Source organism: Robiginitalea marina (genome assembly GCF_024006985.1).
Classification (GTDB): domain Bacteria; phylum Bacteroidota; class Bacteroidia; order Flavobacteriales; family Flavobacteriaceae; genus Robiginitalea; species Robiginitalea marina.
This window is the reverse complement of record NZ_JAMXIB010000010.1, coordinates 44,768-66,332: the sequence shown is the minus strand read 5'-3', so window position 1 is coordinate 66,332 and position 21,565 is coordinate 44,768. Positions and strand designations below refer to the sequence as shown.

General features: G+C 56.7%; 18 protein-coding genes. 9 read left to right on the top strand and 9 right to left on the bottom strand.

Features of this window, described 5'->3' with window-relative positions; translation table 11 throughout:
• Positions 1 to 11 precede the first annotated feature (11 nt).
• Together NG653_RS12000 and pafA are read left to right on the top strand one after the other, a co-directional pair.
• A complete protein-coding gene (locus NG653_RS12000; RefSeq protein WP_252741953.1) occupies positions 12 to 1,616 on the top strand; it encodes an amidohydrolase in 1,605 nt (534 codons plus the stop codon).
• 19 nt (positions 1,617 to 1,635) lie between these two features.
• Complete coding sequence (pafA, locus tag NG653_RS11995) at positions 1,636 to 3,351, top strand: alkaline phosphatase PafA (RefSeq protein ID WP_252741952.1); 1,716 nt, start codon at positions 1,636 to 1,638, stop codon at positions 3,349 to 3,351.
• Between the two features lie 27 nt (positions 3,352 to 3,378).
• On the opposite strand, the gene NG653_RS11990 is transcribed toward pafA, so the two are convergent.
• Entirely contained in the window at positions 3,379 to 4,443 is a 1,065-nt protein-coding gene (locus NG653_RS11990; protein WP_252741951.1) for a hypothetical protein, read from the bottom strand.
• A gap of 84 nt (positions 4,444 to 4,527) precedes the next feature.
• Between NG653_RS11990 and NG653_RS11985 the strand changes: the two genes are divergently transcribed.
• Positions 4,528 to 5,226: a hypothetical protein gene (locus tag NG653_RS11985; protein ID WP_252741950.1), complete on the top strand. Its 699-nt coding sequence runs from the start codon at positions 4,528 to 4,530 to the stop codon at positions 5,224 to 5,226.
• Positions 5,227 to 5,235: 9 nt separating this feature from the next.
• On the opposite strand, the gene NG653_RS11980 is transcribed toward NG653_RS11985, so the two are convergent.
• Positions 5,236 to 5,757, bottom strand: coding sequence for a GNAT family N-acetyltransferase (locus NG653_RS11980; protein WP_252741949.1), 522 nt, complete (start codon positions 5,755 to 5,757; stop codon positions 5,236 to 5,238).
• Between the two features lie 93 nt (positions 5,758 to 5,850).
• Here NG653_RS11980 and NG653_RS11975 point away from each other — a divergent pair, with 93 nt between their 5' ends.
• The gene (locus NG653_RS11975; RefSeq protein ID WP_252741948.1) at positions 5,851 to 6,807 is read left to right on the top strand and encodes a 3-keto-disaccharide hydrolase; all 957 of its coding nucleotides are present in this window, start codon (positions 5,851 to 5,853) and stop codon (positions 6,805 to 6,807) included.
• A 64-nt stretch (positions 6,808 to 6,871) separates the two neighbouring features.
• Here NG653_RS11975 and NG653_RS11970 read toward each other — a convergent pair whose 3' ends face one another.
• Entirely contained in the window at positions 6,872 to 8,374 is a 1,503-nt protein-coding gene (locus NG653_RS11970; RefSeq protein WP_252741947.1) for a serine hydrolase, read from the bottom strand.
• A 169-nt stretch (positions 8,375 to 8,543) separates the two neighbouring features.
• On the opposite strand from NG653_RS11970, the gene NG653_RS11965 reads away from it, so the two are divergent.
• From NG653_RS11965 to NG653_RS11945, 5 genes are all read left to right on the top strand, one after another.
• The gene (locus NG653_RS11965) at positions 8,544 to 11,675 is read left to right on the top strand and encodes a WD40/YVTN/BNR-like repeat-containing protein (RefSeq protein WP_252741946.1); all 3,132 of its coding nucleotides are present in this window, start codon (positions 8,544 to 8,546) and stop codon (positions 11,673 to 11,675) included.
• 115 nt (positions 11,676 to 11,790) lie between these two features.
• Entirely contained in the window at positions 11,791 to 12,447 is a 657-nt protein-coding gene (locus NG653_RS11960) for a hypothetical protein (protein WP_252741945.1), read from the top strand.
• Positions 12,448 to 12,660: 213 nt separating this feature from the next.
• Positions 12,661 to 13,059: a hypothetical protein gene (locus tag NG653_RS11955; protein ID WP_252741944.1), complete on the top strand. Its 399-nt coding sequence runs from the start codon at positions 12,661 to 12,663 to the stop codon at positions 13,057 to 13,059.
• Positions 13,060 to 13,071: 12 nt separating this feature from the next.
• Positions 13,072 to 13,266 (top strand): helix-turn-helix transcriptional regulator, encoded by a 195-nt coding sequence (locus tag NG653_RS11950; protein WP_252741943.1) that lies wholly within the window; start codon positions 13,072 to 13,074, stop codon positions 13,264 to 13,266.
• Between the two features lie 133 nt (positions 13,267 to 13,399).
• Positions 13,400 to 14,098, top strand: coding sequence for an urease accessory protein UreH domain-containing protein (locus NG653_RS11945; RefSeq protein ID WP_252741942.1), 699 nt, complete (start codon positions 13,400 to 13,402; stop codon positions 14,096 to 14,098).
• Here the strand turns inward: NG653_RS11945 and hypE are convergent.
• From hypE to NG653_RS11915, 6 genes are read right to left on the bottom strand one after another with little or no spacing between them, the layout of a single operon-like run.
• On the bottom strand, positions 14,095 to 15,120 hold the full coding sequence (hypE, locus tag NG653_RS11940; RefSeq protein WP_252741941.1) for a hydrogenase expression/formation protein HypE: 1,026 nt from the start codon (positions 15,118 to 15,120) through the stop codon (positions 14,095 to 14,097). The two genes, NG653_RS11945 and hypE, sit on opposite strands and share 4 nt — an antisense overlap.
• Positions 15,121 to 15,129: 9 nt before the next feature.
• A complete protein-coding gene (gene hypD / locus NG653_RS11935; protein WP_252741940.1) occupies positions 15,130 to 16,215 on the bottom strand; it encodes a hydrogenase formation protein HypD in 1,086 nt (361 codons plus the stop codon).
• Positions 16,216 to 18,477, bottom strand: coding sequence for a carbamoyltransferase HypF (gene hypF / locus NG653_RS11930; protein ID WP_252741939.1), 2,262 nt, complete (start codon positions 18,475 to 18,477; stop codon positions 16,216 to 16,218).
• Positions 18,461 to 19,012: a hydrogenase maturation protease gene (locus tag NG653_RS11925; RefSeq protein ID WP_252741938.1), complete on the bottom strand. Its 552-nt coding sequence runs from the start codon at positions 19,010 to 19,012 to the stop codon at positions 18,461 to 18,463. Before NG653_RS11925 ends, hypF begins: the two co-directional genes overlap by 17 nt.
• A gap of 29 nt (positions 19,013 to 19,041) precedes the next feature.
• Complete coding sequence (gene cybH, locus NG653_RS11920; RefSeq protein ID WP_252741937.1) at positions 19,042 to 19,806, bottom strand: Ni/Fe-hydrogenase, b-type cytochrome subunit; 765 nt, start codon at positions 19,804 to 19,806, stop codon at positions 19,042 to 19,044.
• Positions 19,807 to 19,817: 11 nt separating this feature from the next.
• The gene (locus NG653_RS11915; RefSeq protein WP_252741936.1) at positions 19,818 to 21,551 is read right to left on the bottom strand and encodes a nickel-dependent hydrogenase large subunit; all 1,734 of its coding nucleotides are present in this window, start codon (positions 21,549 to 21,551) and stop codon (positions 19,818 to 19,820) included.
• Between the last annotated feature and the right edge of the window lie 14 nt (positions 21,552 to 21,565).

Genomic DNA, 21,565 nt, shown 5'->3' with positions numbered 1-21,565 from the left:
AACCCATAACGATGTCTGCAACCCACCAAATTTTAAGAGGCGTGCTGATTGCCGGCCTGTTGCTTTGTTTCCCAACCGCAACCCACGCCCAGAAGTCGTATTCCAAATCTTTTATCCGCAAGCAGAAAGAGGCGGCGGCTTCCCTGGTCGGGCAGCGCCACAAGCAGTCCCAGGTCATGGTCGACAAGGTCTTCAGCTTTGCAGAGCTCGGGTTCCATGAGATGGAATCGTCCCGGTACCTGACAGGGATCCTGGAAGAGGCTGGCTTCGAAGTCAGTAAGGGGGTTTCCGGGATCCCAACGGCCTGGTTTGCCCGGTGGTCCAACGGGGAGGGCCCGGTAATAGCCCTGGGCAGCGACGTGGACTGCATACCCAAGGCATCGCAATACCCGGGGATTGCGTATCACAAACCCATTGTGGAAGGGGCGCCCGGCCACGGGGAGGGCCATAACGCCGGCATCCCCCTGAACATTACCGCAGCCCTCGCCGTACAGCAGCTGATGAAGGAAAACGGGATGCAGGGTACCCTGGTCGTTTGGCCCGGGATTGCCGAGGAACAGCTGGGTTCGAAGGCCTGGTTTACCAGGGACGGCCTTTTTGACGGGGTGGACCTGTGTATTTTTACCCACGTGAGCAGCAACCTTGCCGTTTCCTGGGGGCAGGCCCCGGGTACCGGCCTGATTTCCGTGGAATATACCTTTGACGGGGAAGCGGCCCATTCGGCCGGGGCGCCCTGGAGGGGGCGTTCTGCCCTGGATGCCGCCGAGCTGATGAACATTGGCTGGAATTACAAGCGCGAGCACCTTCATCCCCTGAAGCGTTCCCACTCCATTTTTACCGATGCCGGGGACCAGCCGAATGTGGTCCCGTCCAAAGCCTCCATCTGGTATTATTTCAGGGACATCACCTATGAAGGGATCATGGAAATGTACGAGGATGCGAACAACATTGCCGAAGGAGCGGCCAAAATGACGGATACTGAAGTGAGTTCAAAGGTGGTGGGTGCGGCGTGGCCCCGCCACTTCAACAAGGTTATCGCCGAGGCCATGGATGAAAACATCCGGCAGGTTGGCCTGCCCGAATGGTCGGAAGCTGACCAGACCCTGGCCATAGCGGTCCAACGCGAGGTTGGCTCCCGCGATACCACCGGATTGGCAAGGGAGCTCTCCGGCCTGGGCACCCCGCCGGAGCACCCGATCAGCGGGGGTTCCGATGATATCGGGGATGTTTCCTGGACAGTGCCCACGGTGACCCTCCGATTTCCCTCCAATATCCCGGGCCTGCAGGGGCACCACTGGTCGAATGCCATTGCCATGGCTACCCCAATTGCCCACAAAGGGGTTACTGCCGGGGCGAAAGTGGTTGCCATGACGGTTATCGACTTCCTCACCCAACCAGAGTTAGTGGCAAAAGCAAAGGACTATTTTGAAAACGTGCAGAAAAAGGAGACGGAGTACCGCCCCATGATCACTGAAAATGACCCGCCACCGGTGCATTTCAATACCGCCATCATGGAACGGTTCCGTCCGGAACTGGAGCGGTTCTATTTTGATGAAACAAAATTTGATTCCTACCTGGAACAACTGGGGGTGGAATACCCCACCCTAAAGGAATAAGGGTTACATAACTATCCGGATGAAAAAAAACGTATTACACAGGGCCCATCGCCTGGGGATGCAGGCGATGCTAACAGGCGCGATTATATTTACAGCAGGGTTGGTGGCCCAGCAGAAGGGCCCCGAAGTTCCGAAGCTGGTGGTAGGGGTGGTGGTCGACCAGATGCGATTCGATTACCTGTATAAATACCAGGACCACTATACCCAGGGGGGTTTCAAAAGGCTCCTGGGGGAGGGGTATAATTTCAAAAACACCCATTACAATTATATTCCCACGGTTACCGCAGCCGGCCATGCCTCCATTTATACCGGGGCGGTCCCAGGGGTGCACGGGGTGGTGGGGAACAGTTGGTATGAACGCTCCTCCAAAGAGGTGGTCAGCAATGTAGGCGACCCCAAGGTACAGCTGACCGGCTCAGCCGTGGCCAATCCGGAAGGGCGCTCCCCTGCCCGGCTGTTAAGCACGACCATCTCGGACCAGCTGCGCCTGGGCACCAATTTCAAATCAAAGGTGGTGAGCGTTTCCCTGAAAGACCGGGGGGCCATCCTGCCCGGGGGGCGCACGGCCAATGCGGCTTACTGGCACGACTGGGAAAGCAGCCCGGGGTATTTCGTCAGCAGTACATATTATATGGAAGAGTTGCCCGCCTGGGTAACGGCATTCAACCAGGAGGAGCGCACCGACAAGTACCTCAGCCAAACCTGGAAGCCCTTGTTGCCCCTGTCGGAATACGACGAAAGCGCCCCCGATGACAATCCTTTTGAGGTCAGGCTCAGGGGCAAGGAAACCCCGACCTTTCCGTATGATTATGAAGAAATACGTAAGTTGTTCGAAGGGGACACGGAATTTTACCACCTCCTTTGGGGGACCCCTTTCGGCAACACCCTCCTGAAAGATTTTGCCCTGGAGGCCCGGAGGCAGGAAAAACTCGGGCAGGGCAGGGCTACAGACATGCTATTGATTAGTTTCTCAGCCCCCGATATCGTGGGCCACACCTTTGGACCCCATTCCGTGGAGCTGCAGGACATCTACCTGCGCCTCGACCGGGACCTGGAGGACCTTCTCAGCACCCTGGACAGGGAAGTCGGTTCGGGGAACTACCTGCTATTCCTTACTTCCGACCACGGGGTAGTACCGGTGGTTTCTTACCTGCACGACAAGAAGGTGTCTGCCGGCCTGGCCGTGCTGCCAAAATACAGGCAGGACCTTTCCTTTTACCTGAGCCAGACGTACGGCGCTTTTGAATGGATTTCCTATTTCGGGAATGAGCAGATTTACCTCGACCGCGACCTGATTGCCCAGCGTGGTTTGTCGCTGCCCGAGGTACAACAGACAGTGGCCGATTTTATGCGGAAGCAGCCCGGGGTCAGGGATGCCCTTACGGCTACCTCCCTGCAGCAGGTCGAATATACGGAAGGGATAAGGGCCCTTTTGCAACGGGGTTTCCATCCGGGGCGTTCGGGCGATGTGCTGCTCAATTACGAACCGGCATACCTGCCCACAGGGAATTTCCGGACCCCCCTGTCGCAGTATCAGGGGACCAGTCACAGTACGGGGTATCCCTATGATACGCAGGTTCCCCTGATTTGGTTTGGGAAAGGTATCCGGCAGGGAAGCTCGGTACGCAGGGTCAACCCTACCGATATTGCCCCGACCCTTGCGCTGATCCTGAACCTGCAGATGCCGAATGGGGCTGTCGGGGGGACCACGCTATATGAACTTTGGGAGCGTTAACCTGAACTGCCGCTGATTTTCTGCCCCTTACTTTTCCCGGGCCATGGCCAGGATTTTTTGGCGGTACTGGTTGTCGTTTTGCAGGACTTCGAAAAATTCCAGTACAAAGTCGCGGGCACCCTCGAATTGCCCGGATTTGCGGAAGCTGGGTTGCAGCGCATCCACTTGTTCCATGAAGACATCTTTTTTGGAAAGGAATTCCTGCCGTACCTGTTCATAAATCGCCGGGCTTCGCTTAAATCCGCGATACAGGCGCTGGGTGACGTGTGAGATTTCCAGGCTTTCCCCCTGTACCTGGGAAACCACGGCATAATTGGCATTGACCAGGCCGCACATATCAAAATCATAAGGTACCGGAATGGCGCTGCGGCCCTCCACAAAAATCAGTTTCTCGTTGTGTTGGTAGGCTACCGAAAAATCTGTGTTGCCAATCATGTACTGGAAAAAATCATTTTGTACCGAACAGAGGTCATCCTGTTGGAGCGGGTGCACGGAACGGGTGAGTTTTTTGGCATTGCAGCGTTCGGCCATCTGGTCGACGTCCTCGATCAGGAAGCCCTCCAACACGTAGTCTTTAGCCTTCTTGCCGGAATCATCCGTATAGGCAACGGACAACCTCCTGGTCTTGAAATGGTAGGGTGACACTTTCTCATAAAGCTTGTACGCCAGGTATTCCTTGATCACATAGTCCTGCCCGTATTCATTATCGCGGCATGGGAGTACGAGCTTTAGCTCCTTGCTACCCTCGAAAAGGGTGCCTTCTGCCTCCTTTTTTTTGATTTTGAGTTTAACGGGAGCCAGGAAACAATTTTCCTTTCGCCAGTTTCCCCGGGCACGCACGCGCACCTCCAGGGAGTCCCACTGGCCATCTGCATCCTGGTACGACAGCATGCACTCCAGGTAGGTGCTGTCGTTGGTGTTTTTGCGGAGTTCCCGGTTTGAATATTGCAGGTGGATATTCAGGGGCTCCTCAGTCGTGAAAAGGGATGTTGCGGTTTCCGGATCCGCAGCAGAGGTTTGGGGCTGGGCAAATGCGGCGGGCCCTGTGGACAAAAAGAACAGGGCAAGCCCTGCAAGGAATGGTTTTTTCACTATCTTGGCGGTTATATTTGGTCTTAAGGTACTAAAAATTAGTATATTAAACTCTACGCCTCAATAATTAACAGCAAAACCTTCATGGTTTTGGGAATCTCAGTGGGGGTAACCTACTTCTCACTGGCATATGAGTTGGGCTATAATGTAGACCTGACCCTACTTAGCATTGCCATTGTCTTCCCTTTGGTCTTTAATATCCGAGGGGCTTTCCGCAGGCGGGAAAAGGCGCTGGAACACCTGAGCCGGTTCCGCTCCAGTTTAAAAACCCTTTATTTCTATGTGCAGATGGGTACTGAGCTTACCCCGGAGGACAAGGCAAAGTCGGAAGCCCTAATTGGGAATATCAGCGACCTCACCCTTCTGCACCTGAAGAAAAACCCCGGGGAGGCCAAAGCCGTGGACGATGCCATCAACGAGTTGCATTATTTTATACTGCAATCGGAAGAGGGTATCCCAAGGCGGATCCGGGACCGCATGTTCCGATACCTGAATGACCTGCAGGAGGGGTTTGAAAATTTGCACGCAATCAATACGCACCGCACGCCCAAAGCCCTGAAGGCGTATTGCCTGGTGTTTATTTTTGTTTTCCCGCTCATTTATGCCCCCAACATCGTCTTTAACATCGGGGTCAGCAACAGTGACCTGGTGATCTATTTCATCGTGGTGGTGACCGAGTTTATCCTGATTTCCCTCTACAACATCCAGGACCAGATGGAATACCCCTTCGATGAGGTGGGGTTGGACGACATCCAACTGGAGAATTTCGGCATCGACCGGTAATCCACTTTTCTAAAGCGCCTTTTCCATACGGTAATCGTCCATGACAAAGCCGCCTCCGATATCCATCACCAGGGCTTCTTTCTTTTTGAAACCCATCCCCTCATAGGCGGCTATGGAACGGGTGTTGTTTTTGTTCACCGTGAGCGAAATGGTGGAGCAACCCCTGTCACGGGCTTCCCGGCTAATGAATTCCATGGCTTCCCGCCCCAGTCCTTTGCCCCGAAATTCGTTCAACAGGTAGATTTTACTGAGAAAAAGCCCCTCGCCCTGTTTTTCAAAAGCGAGATAACCTACCGCATGGCCGCCGGATAGGATGAGGTAGTACTGCATGCCGCCTTTTATCTGGTCTGCTATGGCCGCGGCAGACTGGAAGCGTTCCAGCATGTATTCCACCTGGGCCTTTCCGATGATGGGGGTGTAGTGTTCCCGCCAGATGGTGCTGGCCAGGCCGGCTATTTCGCGGGCGTCTTCCGGGTGGGTCGCCTGTCGCAGTTCAACCATGGGATCCATAAGGGCGCTTAAAAAAGACAAGGTACAAAACTCCCGGTTTTGGAAGGTGTTTTCCCGCTGTGCAACCCCACTTAAATTCCTTACTTTTATGGGGTGTTATAAACCTGTGTTCCCATGAATTCATTCCAAAGAAATTTCAGTGCAGCCCTGATTTCGGGGTTTTTCCTTTTTGTTTGTCCCCTTGCCGCCCAGGACCCCGGGGCTTCCGGGGCCATTGGCCGATGGGACCTCGAGATACAGTACGGCGAGGCCTGGGTCCCCTCCTGGCTTGAGGTGAAGTTGTCCGGTAATAAGGCCCTGGTAGGCTACTTTGTAGGCCCGGGCGGGAGTGCCCGGCCGATTTCCGAAGTCTTCGATAAAGGGGGGCTGATCAGCTTCAGCATTCCCCCCCAGTGGAGCGGCACCCATTACATGCATCTTACCGGCACGGTAAACGAAGACAGGATGGAAGGGAACCTCCTCGACCATATGGGCCATAGCAGGGCCTTCCGGGGCACTCGGGCACCTTCCCTGTTATACCCGGCCCCTGTATCGTGGTCCGAACCCAGGGCCTTGCTGAACGAAAACAGCCTGGAGGGCTGGGTCCCGCAGCTGGCGCGCGGGATGGAAAACCAGTGGTTCGTGAAGGACGGGGTGCTGACCAGCCCTGCTTCAGGGGTGAACCTCATGACGGAAGAAAAATTTATGGATTTCAAACTCCATATCGAATTCCGCTACCCGGAACACTCCAACTCAGGGGTATACCTGCGGGGGCGGTATGAGGTACAGGTTGAAGACAGCTATGGGAAAGAACCGGCTTCCATTTACCTTGGGGGGGTCTACGGGTTCCTGACCCCAAGTGCCAATGTTGCCAAAAAGCCCGGGGAGTGGCAGAGTTACGACATTACCCTGATAGGCCGTCGCGTCACTGTTGTGGCCAATGGGGAAACCATCATCCACAACCAGATTATCCCGGGGATTACCGGGGGGGCGCTCGACAGCCGCGAAGGGGAGCCGGGGCCCATTTACCTGCAGGGCGACCACGGCCCTGTGGAATACCGCAACATCACCATTTCAGAACCGGAAAATTAGGCGGGCAATTCCCCGCAAACTGAACGAAACCCTGCGAGCCTGACCTTTCGCAGGGTTTTTTTGGTCACTGTTTTTTAAACCGTTCTCCCATGGCTTCCAATTCCGATACGGTTCCGGCGGGGCCCAGGTGGAAGGTAAAAAGCACCTCCGCCCGGTATCGGTTTTCCCGGGTGGAGCGGAAGCTGTTGTAGTGCCAGTGCCCGGCTTCAAAGGCCGTAAAATGGTTGAAGTCGAATTGCAGGCCGTCCGGAGATTGGCGTACGAACACATCCCCCAGCATGGGGTGGTGGTAGGTGCCTTCATAGGCCGCGAGGGGCAGAGTGGGCCGCGTATCCTTTACCCGTTGCTTTGAGAATTCCAGTTCCCGGTTTTCGGAGGCTTTGCGGATTCCTTCATAGAGTTCAAACACTTCCTGATGCCAGTCGCGGCTGGCCTCCCCAAAAGCCCACAGGTCGAGCGCCTGGTACAAAATGGCATGCCGGAGCTCTGCGTGGTCCCGGTTGGCCAGGACATAGACGGCCGTATTCTTGTCGTGCATGATGCCTGCGATGGCTACCAGCCCACTGATGCTCCCTGTATGGAAATCCAGTTTGTGTCCCCGGTAGTCGTGCTGGAACCAGCCCAGGCCATAAGACATCCAATGGGGTCGGGTCAGCTGGCGGGTTGGGTAAAAATCCGATTCCGGGATCAGGGTGTGGGGTTGGAACAGGTAGGCAAAGGTTTCCGGTTTCAGGAGCGTTTTTCCCTTGTATTCCCCGCCAGCTTCCAGCATCTGGAGGTAATGTTCCATATCGGCAGCACAGGTCCAGATCATCCCGGCCGCCCCGATTTGGTCCGATAAGTCGTGGGACGCCGCAATATGGCCGGCCCCATTCTCGTAAAAATAGGGGGTTACATAGTTCCCGGCACTGAAAATATCTGTAGCCCTGGCCACCGTGCGGGCCATTTCAAGGGGCTCAAAGAGGTGTTCCTTTACGAAAACCGTCCAGTGTTGGCCAGAAACCGCCCCGATTACTTCCCCGGCCACGGCATACATCAGGTTGTTGTACTGGAACCCTCCCCGCACCGGGTAGGCTTTCCGGGACAGGGCAAAACGGCGAAGGGTAGCTTCCGTCGAAACGCTGTCCATAGCCCAAAGGCCGTCGGCCCCTGCAATTCCCAGGTTGTGGGTGAGCAGGTCCTGTACCCTGGCTTCTTCGGTGATGTAGGGGTCCGAAAGCCTGAATGAGGGCAGGTGGTCGCGCACCTTATCTTCCCACTTCAGTTTTCCCTGGTCTACCAGGATGCCCAGGGCCATGGAGACGACGGCTTTGGTGGTCGAGCCCATATTGAAAAGGGTTTCCCGGTCCACAACAGCCCCGGTGCCCAGGTCCTTTACCCCATACACCTGACTGAAGACCACCTCCCCGTCCTTTACCACGATGGCCGCCAGGCCCGGGATATGCCAGTCTTCCATCCCCTGGCGGATCATGGCGTCGAGGCGTTCGGTGTTTTCCTGGGCGCGGACCGGGGCCGGGAGCAGGAGGAAAAGGAAGAGGGAAAGGCAGGCCAGGGTTGCTGGTTTCATGTCAGTGGATTTTGAGTGTGCGCAAGGCCTCCGCCCTGATAGTAACCCGGGGGCGCCCCGTGAAAAGGTACAAAAAATAGCATTTCCGCCCACCGGGCCGGATTTGGGGTTTTCTATGTGCGGCCAAAGGTGTATTTTTAGAGGTCTGATCCAAAAATCAATGAACCCCATGAAAAGAACTTCCCTTTTTGCACTGGCCTTTGCCTTTGCCCTCAGTAGCCTGGCACAGGACCTGAACTCGTACCTCGAACCCGCTGCGTTCCGCAATATCGGCCCTTTCCGCGGGGGGCGCTCTACTGGCTCCTCGGGGGTGGTTGGCGATCCGCTAACGTATTACATGGGCACTACCGGGGGAGGGCTTTGGAAGACCTCAGATGCCGGCCAGACCTGGAAGAATATCTCCGACGGGTTCTTTAAAACAGGCTCGGTCGGGGCGGTCACCGTTTCGGAGAGCCATCCGAATGTCGTTTACGTAGGTATGGGGGAGCATGCCCCCAGGGGGGTGATGACCTCCTATGGTGACGGGGTCTATAAATCCACTGACGGAGGAACGACCTGGAAGCATATGGGCCTGGAGCTGACACGCCATATTGCCCGGATCATCGTACACCCGGAAAACCCGGACCTTGTTTGGGTAGCTGCCCAGGGGGCCCTGCATGGCCCCGCGAAGGAACGGGGCATCTATAAATCAACGGACGGGGGGAAGACCTGGAAGCAGGTCCTCTATGTAAACGACCTCACGGGCTGTAGCGACCTGTCGATAGACGTGCACAACCCCCAGGTACTTTACGCCGCCATGTGGGAACACCTTCGAAAGCCCTGGCAGGTTATCAGCGGCGGGCCGGGCAGCGGACTTTACAAGTCGACCGACGGGGGGGAAACCTGGTCGCAGATCCACGAAGGCCTGCCTGAGGAGAAGGGCAAAATGGCCATCGCAGTATCCCGGGCCAACCCGAGGAAGGTATATGCCCTGGTAGAGAGCGACACGTATGAGGAAAAAGGCGGCCTCTTTGTTTCTGAGGACGCCGGGGGGCACTGGAGCCGGGTCAGTGGCGATCATCGCCTCTTGCAGCGGGCCTGGTACTACATCGAACTGGCACCGGACCCGAACGACGAACATACGGTATATGTGCTCAGTGCAACCCCTTACCGCTCCATAGACGGGGGCACGACCTGGGAGGGGATCGATACCCACCACGGCGATTACCACGACCTTTGGATCAACCCTGATAATTCGCGCAACATGGTGATTTCCGATGACGGGGGGGCAGAGATCACCTTCGACGGGGGGGAAACCTGGTCCCGCCAGGACAATATGCCCACGGCCCAGTTTTACCGGGTAGCCGTAGACAACCTCTTCCCCTATAACCTGTACGGGGGACAACAGGACAATTCCTCGGTGAAAATCTCCAGTATAGGCCTTGGGGCCTACGGGATCGGAAGGGAACACTGGGAGCCTTCTGCCGGGGGGGAAAGCGCCTTCCTGGCATTTGACCCCGATAACCCGGTGAAAGTGATGGGCGGCAGCTACCTGGGCACTATCGACCTGCTGGATGTTAAAGCACAGGTAGGGACCAACATTATGATAGAGCCCAACCTGTACCTGGGCCTCCCTGCCCGGGAAATGAAATACCTCTTTAACTGGAACGCCCCCATCATCAAATCGGTACACGAGCCGAATACCTACTACCACGGGGCGCAGTACCTGCTCAGGACCCGGGACGAAGGGCAAACCTGGGAAGTGGTATCCCCTGACCTGACGCGCAACCAGGATGACAAACAGGGCAACGGCGGCGCCCCCTATACCAATGAGGCCGTGGGGGCCGAAAACTATGGGACGCTGAGCTATGTGGCGGAATCCCCCCACCAGGCCGGGGTCATCTACACCGGCAGCGACGACGGGCTGGTCCATATCACCCGCGACAACGGGCAGACCTGGGAAAATATCACCCCCAAAGGCATGCCGGAAACCCTGGTAAATGCCATCGAGGTTTCCCCCCATGACCCTGCTACGGTATATATCGCCACCACTCGCTATAAATTCAACGATTTTACCCCGGCCCTGTACAAGAGCACCAATTACGGCAAGTCGTGGGAGAACATCACTGCCGGTATCCCGGTTGGGGCCTACACCCGGGTCGTTCGCGAAGACCCGGTTCGCAGGGACCTGCTGGTGGCCGGTACGGAAACCGGGCTCTATGTCTCGTTCAACGGGGGAAAACAATGGGCGCCCATGCCGTTGAACCTGCCGGTTGTCCCCATAACCGACCTGCTTTTGCAGCACGACGACATCCAGCTGGCCACCCAGGGGCGGTCCTTCTGGATTTTTGATGACCTTCCCCTGCTCAGGCAATATGAGGGGCCGGCCAAAGAGGCGAAGCTCTACCAGCCTGAAGACGCCGTTTTCCCGAACTGGTGGAGCAGTATGGACCGGGTGAAACCGATGGGGACCCATCCGTTCGACGGGGTGAACCCGGCATCGGGCATGGTCATCTATTATGAACTCCCCGCCCTGGAGGAATCCGCAGAGGTAGTCCTGGAGGTCCGGGATGCCGGGGGGCAGTTGGTCCGCAGCTTCAGTTCCGAGCCGGACCCTGAATACCAGGACTATGAAGGGGCCCCGCCACAGGCACCGGTACTGCCCAAAATGGCAGGGCTCAACCGCTTTGTTTGGGACCTGAGGCATCCACTGCTGCCAGGTGCCCCGGAAGTCTATATAGAGGGAAGTTTCCGGGGGCACCGGGCGATACCCGGCACCTACACCCTGCAATTGCGCTACGGGGACGTGAGCCGGGAAACGAAAGCCTCCCTGCTGCCAAACCCCCTGATCCCAACTACCGGGGAGGAGTTCAGCGACTACCATGACTTCATGGGGAAAGCGGAGGCCACCTATACCGAAATGACGCGGATGACCAACCGGCTATACGCCCTCCAGGGTAGCCTGAAGGAAGTGATTGCCCACCTTGAAGAGAAGGGAAATGAAAGCCTTAAAGGGGAAGCCGATGCCCTGCTCGAAAAACTGGACCAATGGGACAAGGCAATGGTACAGAGGCTTTCCAAGGCTTACGACGATGTGGAAAATTATGTAAATGGGTTTACAGCGGAATACCTCACCGCACTGAACCATGGGGATAGCGGGATCCCGCGGATCAACCAGGGTACCCGCGACAAGATACAGGAGCTGAATGTCCGGTGGAATTCCCTTAAAGCCCGGGCCGGGGCCATAATTTCGGAAGATGTGAAAAACCTGAACGAGAAGTTGTACGCCCAGGGAATTGGAGCCCTCTACCTCGGGGATTAACCGGGGGGGTACCCTGGCCCGCACCGTGTTTTGTCGGATATATAAGGCACTTGGGCCCTTTGTTTTTACAGGTTCAGCGGATTCCCTTTACTTTTGAGGGAACACCCACAATGAAATGGCTTTTCCGAGGATCCCCATCCTGGTCCCGATTGGGATCGCAACCGCTTTTCTGACGGCCTGCAGCGCCCTGCAACCGGCCCGGGACCCCTATAACGATGCATGGGAAGAGGTGGTGCGCTCAGGGCAGTGGGCGTCTTCCCTGCAGGCTGCACCTGTCGTGCCGGCGGAGGACCGGGAACGTTATTATGCCATCCCTTCTTACAGTCCACTGGACTCGGCCCTGGCCACCCCTGAGTTTATCGACCAATATCCGGCTATGGTCAGCAGGGCCTACTTCAGGCTGATCGGGGAAGCCCTGGATGCCGACCGCCGGGTTGCCAAAACCTACCAGGACCTCTTCCGAAAGGCCCAACTTTCAAAAGACCCGGAAAACCCGGCCCTTCAGGCGGAATTTGATACGGCTAAGCGCCGCTTTGAGGCCCACCGGGAAATGCTGGAAGGGCTGCGTTCCTGGAAGGCCTTTAATGAGTACGGTTCCGATGACCTCGATTTTTTTATGCAGGAACAATTGCCGGCTTCCTATGAAATGTTCCAAAGGGGGGTCAGGCAAGATAAAATTATCGACCACCTGATGCGGGGGTTGGCCGACCTGTACCACAGGCAGCACGGAGGCCTCGCCCCGGACGACTTCTTTTTCGAATTGACCAGATAATCCGATATTGCACTGGCCTAAAGGGCCCTTATGGGAGTGGATGCCATTGCTTCAACCCTGTCGAAAAGGGCTGTTTGCGGACAATTTTGCGGGAGGGCGTACCCTGAACACAAATTCTAATGTTAATAAAACTTGACATGTAAATAATTCGATTATATTTGTAAAGTAAACTTTACTAAAAGTAATTATAACTTTACTATGAAAACAGATGTTATGAACCAAAAAGTTTTAAAAAAGAAAAACCTGGGCCGACTTGCAGGCTGGACCCTTGCCTGGACGGTTTCCACTGCCCTGGCTGCCTTCGGGACCAAATTCCTTTGGGATGGCAACCAGACCTTATCTGCCCTGGCCATCCTGCTCAACCTGGCGATCGGGATAGGGATGGTCCTGGCCAACCGGCGGCTCCTCGAAGGATCGGATGAACTCGAAAAAAAGATCCAGCTCGAATCCATGGCCCTGACCCTCGGTTTAACCCTTGTGGTGGGGATTGCCTACAGCCTCCTCGATACGGCCAACGTCATTCCCTGGGATGCTGAAATCAGCTTTCTGGTGATCTTTATGGGATTGTGTTACCTGACCGCCACCGTGGTCAATCAAAAGCGGTACCGGTAAACCCGTTTAAAAATGGAAAACAAAATTCGTGTTTTAAGGGCGGAAAAAAACTGGACCCAGGAAGACCTGGCCGGGGCTGTGGGCGTTTCCAGGCAGACCATAAACGCCATTGAGAAGGGAAAATTCGACCCGAGCCTGCCCACCGCCTTCCGTATTGCCCGCCTTTTTGGGCAGCCCATAGAAGCCGTTTTCCTGTATGGGGATTAAGGCGCTATCCCTTAGGAGGCCGCCCCGTCCGGTTTCCGACCCGGCTTTGCGGAACCCTTGTGCTCAGCCTATTTAGGCGGTGAAAATCCCGGGCTAAAAGCCTATCTTAGTGGTTGCGCAATCGTATCGGACTATGTGGTTTGCATTTACCTCAGGCCTCCTGGCAGCCATGTTACATGTTATTTCTGGCCCCGACCACCTGGCGGCGGTGACCCCCTTTGCCATCGAGCAAAAAAGGAAGGCCTGGAAGATCGGCGCGATCTGGGGCCTGGCGCACCTTGCGGGGATGCTTTTGATAGGGCTCCTGTTCCTGATGTTCCGTGAAATGATACCGGTGGATGCGATTTCGGCCTACAGTGAACAGCTGGTGGGCCTCGTGCTGTTGGGGGTGGGTTTTTGGGCGCTGTTTTCGGTCTTCCGGAAAAAGGCAGTGCATTCGCACACCCATATCCACGAAAACGGCAAGCCCTACCTGCACAAGCATCCGCATTCCCACGGCAGTTCCCCCGCGCATAGCCATTCCCACCCCGCCCCGCCCAAAAGGCATGGCACGGCCGCTTTCTCCATAGGGTTCTTACACGGGCTGGCCGGGGTTGCCCATTTCCTGTTGTTCCTCCCTGTCCTGGGTTTTGATTCCCAGGCAGAGGCCAGTTCGTACATCGGCGGCTTCGGGGCGGGTACCGTACTTGCCATGACGGTTTTTACCCTGGTGCTGGGGCAGGTGGCGGAATTGGCTAAGAACTGGCATAACCCCATTTTTTTCAAGGGCATTCGCGTGGCGGGAGGCCTGTTTGCCGTAGTGATTGGGGTCTACTGGATGGTGGCCAATTAACAGATCCGGGGCAATTGTTCGCCGATCAGCGGGGTCACGATCCGGCTGCCCCCCACAGCGCTTTCCATCACCACCTTGCCCGGGTATTCGCTGCGGATTTCCCCGATCAGTGCTGCCCGGCCTCCTTTTGGGTGGCTTTTCATGCGTTCCAGGATTTTCGGGGCGGCCTCTGCATCCACAATGGCGCAAAAGATGCCCTCATTGGCCACATACAGGGGGTCGAGCCCCAGCATTTCGCAGGCCGCCGCAACCTGCGGGTCGAGGGGAAGGGCGGTTTCCCGCAGTAAAACCCCCAGGGCACTGTCCTGCGCAATTTCCGAACAAACACTGGAGATCCCCCCCCGGGTAGGGTCCCGCAGCAAGTGGACCTGATCGCCGAATTCATCGAGTAAGTCGCTAACCAGGTGGTTCAGGCAGGTGGTATCGCTCCTGATTTCGGACTCGAACTGCAGCCCCTCCCGCTGAGAAAGGATGGCCATCCCGTGGGCGGCTATCGGGCCGCTGACCAGGAGTTGGTCGCCAGGGCGGATCCGGTCCATGGAGATGTGTGCCCGGGGATGGGGGCTTCCGATCCCCGTGGTATTGATGAAAATCTTATCGCCCTTGCCGCTTTCCACCACCTTGGTATCCCCGGTAACAATTAGGACCCCTGCCTCTTCTGCGGCAGCTTTGATCGTTTGCACGATTTTAACGAAATCTGAAGTATCCAGGCCTTCTTCAATAATGAACCCCAGGCTGATGAATTCGGGTACCCCCCCGCACATGGCCACGTCGTTTACCGTGCCATTGATAGCCAGGTCCCCGATATTGCCCCCGGCAAAGAAGATGGGCGAAACCACGAAACTGTCCGTGGAAATAACCACAGGACCCTTGAGGGGAACGATGGCCCCATCGTGCTTTTGTTCCAGGAAGGGGTTTTTGAAGGTACTGAAGATGATCTGGTCGAGGAGCTCGCGCGTCATGAGGCCACCGCTGCCGTGGGCCAGTTGAATACTCGAAGACATGGGTGTCTGGGAATCCATAGGGGGTTTTTAGGGGTTGGGTGCAAAATGGTAATATGCGGCACAGGCGCCCTCCGAGGAAACCATAGGTGCCCCCATGGGTGTCCTGGGGGTACATTTTTTGCCGAAGTGCGGGCATTGATGCGGTTTTTTCAACCCTTTCAGGATATCACCGGCCATGCATTCCCCTGATTCGGTGTTTGTTTCTTCCGCCAGGCCAAACTTATGCGAGGCGTCAAAAGGGCGGTAAGCTTCCCTCAGGGCGTACCCGCTCCTGGGGATCGTACCTATTCCCCTCCACTGCCGGTCGGCAATTTCGAAGACCTGGTGGATGACTTTTTGGGCCTGGAGGTTGCCGGCTTCTGAAACGGCCCGCGCATACTGGTTTTCGACCCTGTATTCCCCTTTCTCCAATTGCACCACCGCCCTGTGGATCCCCTGGACCAGGTCGAGCGGCTCAAAACCGGTAACCACTATGGGGATTTGGTATTTGGCGGCAATCGGGTGGTATTCACGATACCCCATGATGGCGCAGACATGGCCTGCCCCCAGGAAGGCGTCGATGGCGCAGAAGGGATCGTCCAGGATCCCTTCCATAGCCGGGGGTACCAGCACATGGGAAACCAACAGGGAGTAATTGGAGAGCCCTTCCTTTTCCGCCTGCAAGACCGACAGGGCGTTGGCTGGCGCCGTGGTTTCAAAGCCCACGGCAAAAAACACAACCTCCCGCCCCGGGTTTTCCCTGGCGATGCGTACCGCTTCCAGGGGCGAGTAAAGGATCCGAAGTTCTCCACCCCTGGCCTTGGCCTCCAGCAGGCTGATGGTGCTTCCCGGAACCCGGACCATGTCGCCGAAGGAGCAGAGGATAACCCCTTTTTCCATCAGCTCCACCGCCTGGTCGATCAGTTGCATAGGGGTTACGCACACCGGGCATCCGGGCCCGTGGATCATCTGCACCTCCTCCGGCAGCAGTTCCAGCAGGCCGTTGCGCACCAGGCTATGGGTCTGCCCCCCGCAAATCTCCATGATCTTCCAGGGCCGGGTTATGGCCTTTTCTATTTGGCGGATCACCTGTTGGGTGGCTTCCAGGTTTCGGTATTCGGTGAGGAATTTCATTCAGGTGCAATTAAGGTGGAACATGAGCTGGCCAAAAGAAACGTTTTCGTCATTGGGGCTGAATTCCCTGTGAAAATACCATTCAAGGTGTCGCGGGCTGATCCGGTGCAGCATGTCCAGAAGCAATGCATTTTGGAAGACCCCCCCGCTGCAGGCGACCTTGCGCACCGACTCCCTTTCCGCCTTCTCTAAGATAAGGTTTGCCAGGGTGAAAATGAAATTTCCGGCGATCCATCCACCGGGCCGGCCAGACTTTTTTGCGCGGGCCACTTCCTGAACCAGGAGTTTCGCGGGGATGTTCCCCTCCGCATTGAGGTGGACAAAAGGGGAGGCTCCTTCCAGCGAAAAATCCCTGCAGGCTGTTTCGAGTCGCATGGCGGCTTCCCCTTCAAAGGTGTTCAGGTCGCAATAGCCCAGCAGGGAAGAGACGGCATCAAATACCCTGCCCATGGAAGAGGTTTTAAGGGTGTTGGAGTGTAATAGCTTCGCGTAGAGCTGCCGTTCCCCTTCCGAAAACTTTGACCCGGGGGCCTCCGCCCCGGGCCCGAGCAGGGAAAGCAGGGACAGCCGGGGTTCCCGCGCCATTTTGTCCCCGGCCAGCCAGTCGAAATAATCGAGTTGTCCGGTCCGGGCTATCACCCCTTCCTGATACCGGAAAAATTCCCCGCCCCATACCTGTCCATCCTCCCCATAACCGGTACCATCCCAGATGACCCCAAGGACGGGCTCCCGCTGGACAAACAACCCGTGCTCGGCCAGCACGGCGGCAAAATGGGCCTTGTGGTGCTGGATTTCCCTGACCGTGACCTCCCATTTTCCGGAGAGTTCCCTGCCGTACCGGTGGCTGAGGTAAGACGGGTGCCCATCCACGAGCAGGGTTTTCGGCCTTTGCCCGAACAGCTCCACAAAGGAGTCCACCGTTTGGGTAAACCGCTGGTAGACTTCAAAATTGTCGAGGTTGCCCAGGTACTGGCTCACATAGAGGAAATCGTTGGGGATACACGCTACACTGCTCTTGAGGTGGGCGCCAAGGGCCATACTCGCAGCCCCGGGCCTGGAATCCACAGGCTTGCTGTAGTTCGGGGCCATACCCCGTGACCGCCTCAGTACGATGCGGCCCGGCGGCGATGCGCTCATCCGGACCACCGAGTCGTCCTGGGGATGGAGGATGGCCAGGTTATGCCCGAAAAAGAAGTCCGCGACCCCTGAAAGTTTTTCCATGGCTTCGGCTTCGCTGAAACAGATGGGGGAACCGTGGAGGTTCCCGCTGGTGGCCACGAGGGGGTGGGGAAAGGCCGTTGCGAGCATGGCCAGGACACCGGTATAGGGCAACATCACGCCCAGTTGGTTGAGTCCGGGCGCTATCGCTTCCAGGCTGGCCTCCCCACGGTACCCGGCGGAAGAGAGCAACACGATCGGACGCTCCGGCGAATGCAGGGCTTCGGCCTCTGCCGGGGAGACCTCCAGATCTTCCCGTAACTGCTCCATGGAAGGGTACAGGACCGCAAAGGGCTTAGAAGGGCGTTGTTTCCTGTTGCGAAGCCGACTTACTACAGGCCCCTGCCTGGCATCGCAACAAAGCAGGTATCCGGAGGTATTCTTCAGGGCGATGATGCTGCCTTCGGCCAGTTTTATGGCAAGTTCCCGGAAGGCAGAGCCAGCATCCTGCGCGATCTTGTTTCCTTTGGGGTCAGCCAGCCAGCAGGCGATCCCGCACTGCGGGCAACTGTTGGTTTGGGAGTGGAACCGGCGATCTTCGGGGTCCCCGTACTCAGCCAGGCAGGCAGGGCACTGGGTAAAGGCCGACATGCTGGTGTGTTCCCGTTCGAAGGGGAACGTCTCAGTCAGGGCCCACCGCGGCCCGCAGGCAACACAACTTATGAAGGGGTAGCCCTTTCGGTGGTTCCCTACCTCTTTCAGTTCGGTGGCGCAGGACTCACACAGGGCAAAATCGGGGGTTAGTTGGAGGTTCAGCCCGCCTTCGGCTGCAGTGGGTACAATACTAAACCCCTCCGGGTGCTCCGGGGCGATTTCCTCCCGGGAATGCCGGACGACCTGTGCTACGGGTGGGGGATATCGGGTTACCGCAGTGTAAAATTCATCGAGAATATTTGGGGGTCCGGTGGCCAGGATCAGGACGCCTTCCCCGGTATTGGTCACCGAACCGCGAATCCCCAAAGCCCGGGCTTTCCGGTATACAAAAGGCCGGAAGCCCACGCCCTGTACCCTTCCCTGGATGATAATTCTAATGGTGGTCTCCAACGGAAAGCTTTTGCAAATGCAGTTCCCGGCTTAAAGTAAGGATTTTTTGGATGGCTTCTGGAATGGCATCTTCCACCGGCTTCGACAGGTCGAGGCTCATGGGGTCGATGTGGTCAATGGAAATCGTCAGCAGGTATAGCTCTGGCTCGTGTTCCAGCAGGTATACGGCTTCGATCATATCCTTCAGCCCCAGGTCGTGGACGCTGAGGGCGGAAGGAAAATCGGAGGCGAATTTGGGGCGCAACAGGCTGATGCTTCCTGCCGGCTTCCCGTCCATGGTGGCATCCACGAAAATAACTGTCCTGTAGGCCTGGAAGCGATCCAGCAACAGGAACCCCCCGGTACCCCCATCCAGGAGTTCGAGGTATTCCGGCAATGCTTCCCGGGCCATCTCCTCTATGAGGCGAACCCCGATGCCTTCATCGCCCATGAGGTAATTCCCCACCCCCATGACCAGGATGGCACCGGCCTTATCTTTTTCAAAATAGTAGGCATCGCTGCTGATGGCCTTGGGGGTATGGGAGGTTTTATTCATGGGGAATGGATTCCGGGTAAATCTTCAGTTCAGGTGGCCGGGTTGGTTTCGGCTTTAGGAGCTTCAGCAGGAGGTGTTTTCTGAGGCATGTCTGCAAGGCCTTCCTTCCGGAACCGCTCCTCGCTTACAAATTTATACCCGCCGAACATGGAGGAAACCTCCCCCCGTCCTTCCAGCCAGTCGTGGTAGAAGACCAGGTATACGTGGACCAGGGTAAAGAAAATAAATACCCAGGTGGCCACATGGTGGATGGTGCGCACCATGAAATCGCCGCCAAGCAGGGGCACTACCCAGGCAAACAGGTCAGGCAGCCACCACCCCGACATATCGGAGTACAGGCCAAACCCGGTAAACACCTGTACCAGGGCCACCACGAAAAGGGCCACGTAGGAGAGGGCCGCCACAGAATTGTGCCCCACACTGATGTTCCGCACGTCGTGGGTCTTGTCGTGCTGCAACATGATGTCCACTTTGAGGACGTGCTTGATATTCTTCCGCATTTCCCGGCTGAAGGGCAAAAAGGATTTCCAATGGGCAAACCGGTTTCCCACAAAGGACCAGTATATCCTGAGGATCATGTTGAAGAAGAAAATATAGGCCGCACCAAAATGGATAACGCGCACCGTGCCGAACCAGTACGATTCACTCGCTTCCGCACCCGAAAGGATGGCAGGCGGATCGGCGATGATAAACCCGGTCACGGCCAGGACCGTGATGCACAGGACATTGATCCAGTGAAAAATCCGGACCGGGAGTTCCCAGACATAGACACGTTTATAATTCTTGGAAGACATGGCTTCTGGTTTTAGATATCACAACTCGAAATGTTCTGCACCTGGGAAAGGTGTTTTCCATGCTCGTCGTACAGGTGTACGGCACAGGCAATGCAGGGATCAAAGGAATGGATGGTACGGATGATCTCCAGCGGGAGTTCCGGGTCGGCCACAGGGGTATCCAGCAGGGTCGATTCGTAGGCGGATCGTTGTCCCTTCGGATCCCTGGGGGAAGCATTCCACGTAGAGGGGACCACCAGTTGGTAGTTGGCAGTCTTTCCGTCCGCGATGCGGATCCAGTGGGCCAGGGCACCACGGGGTGCCTCGCTGAAGCCCACCCCTTTGGCTTCTGCCGGCCAGGAGGCAGGCTCCCATTTTTCCATGTTGGCCATCCGGGAATCGCCGTTTTTGATGTTGTTGAGCAAGTCGGCGTAGAAATCCTGCGTCCACTGCGCCACCAGCCTGGTTTCCAGCCCCCTTGCGGCGGTGCGCCCAAGGGTCGAGAACAGGGCATCCACCGGGACCTCCAGTTGTGCCAGGGCACCGTTCACCAGTTCCTGGATTTCCTGGTTGCCGCGGGCATAACCCACCAGCAGCCGCGCAAGCGGACCTACTTCCATGGGTTTCCCCTTCCAGCGCGGGGTCTTGATAAAGCTGTATTTCTGGCTGACATCGAGGGAATCATACGGGGGTTTGGGCCCGCTGTACTTGATATTGGTTTCCCCATCCCAGGGGTGCCTGCCAGTGTCGGGGCCTTCGGAATATTCGTCGTACCACGAATTGTTCACGAATTCCTCTATGTCGTTGTTCCGGTGGTCCACATCGTAGACCGTCGACAGGTCGCGGTCGAGGATGATCCCCTGTGGGAATTTGAAACTGGAAACATCGGAATACCCGTTGGTGGGGAAATCGCCGTAGCACATATAGTTGCCAAAGCCTTTTCCGATGCCGCCCCAGTCTTTGTAGAACGATGCGATGGCCATCAGGTCGGGCAGGTAAACCTGCTCGACGAATTGCTGGCCTTCCTTGATCAGGCGGCCCACATAAGCCAGCCGTTCCGCATTGAGCCCTCCCGGGCTGTCTTCATTGATGGCACATGCCATACCGCCCACCAGATAGTTCGGGTGCGGGTTTTTTCCGCCGAATATGGTATGGACCTTCACGATTTCCTTTTGCCATTCGAGGGCTTCGAGGTAGTGGGCAACGGCCAGCAGGTTGACGGCAGGGGGGAGTTTCATCTGGGGATGGCCCCAGTACCCGTTGGCGAAAATCCCGAGTTGCCCGCTTTCCACAAAGCGCGTAATCCGCTTCTTGATGTCGGAGAAATATCCCGGCGAGCTTTTGGGCCAGCTCGATATGCTCTGGGCGAGGGCGGAGGTTTCCGCCGGGTCGGCTTTCAGGGCATTCACTACATCCACCCAGTCAAGGGCGTGCAGGTGGTAGAAGTGCACCACGTGGTCGTGCATGTATAGCGCTCCCTCCATGATATTCCTGACCAACTCCGCATTGGGGGGGATTTTTATGCCCAGGGCATCTTCCACAGACCTTACCGAGGCCAGGGCGTGCACGGTAGTACATACCCCGCAGGCGCGTTGGACAAATGCCCAAACGTCCCTGGGGTCCCGGCCTTTGACAATGGTCTCCAGCCCCCGGACCATGGGGGAGGAGCTGTAGGCGTCGGTAATCTTGCCATCCTTTACCTCTACTTCTATGCGCAGGTGCCCTTCAATACGGGTGATAGGGTCTACAACTATTCTGTTAGCCATGATTGTCAGTTTAA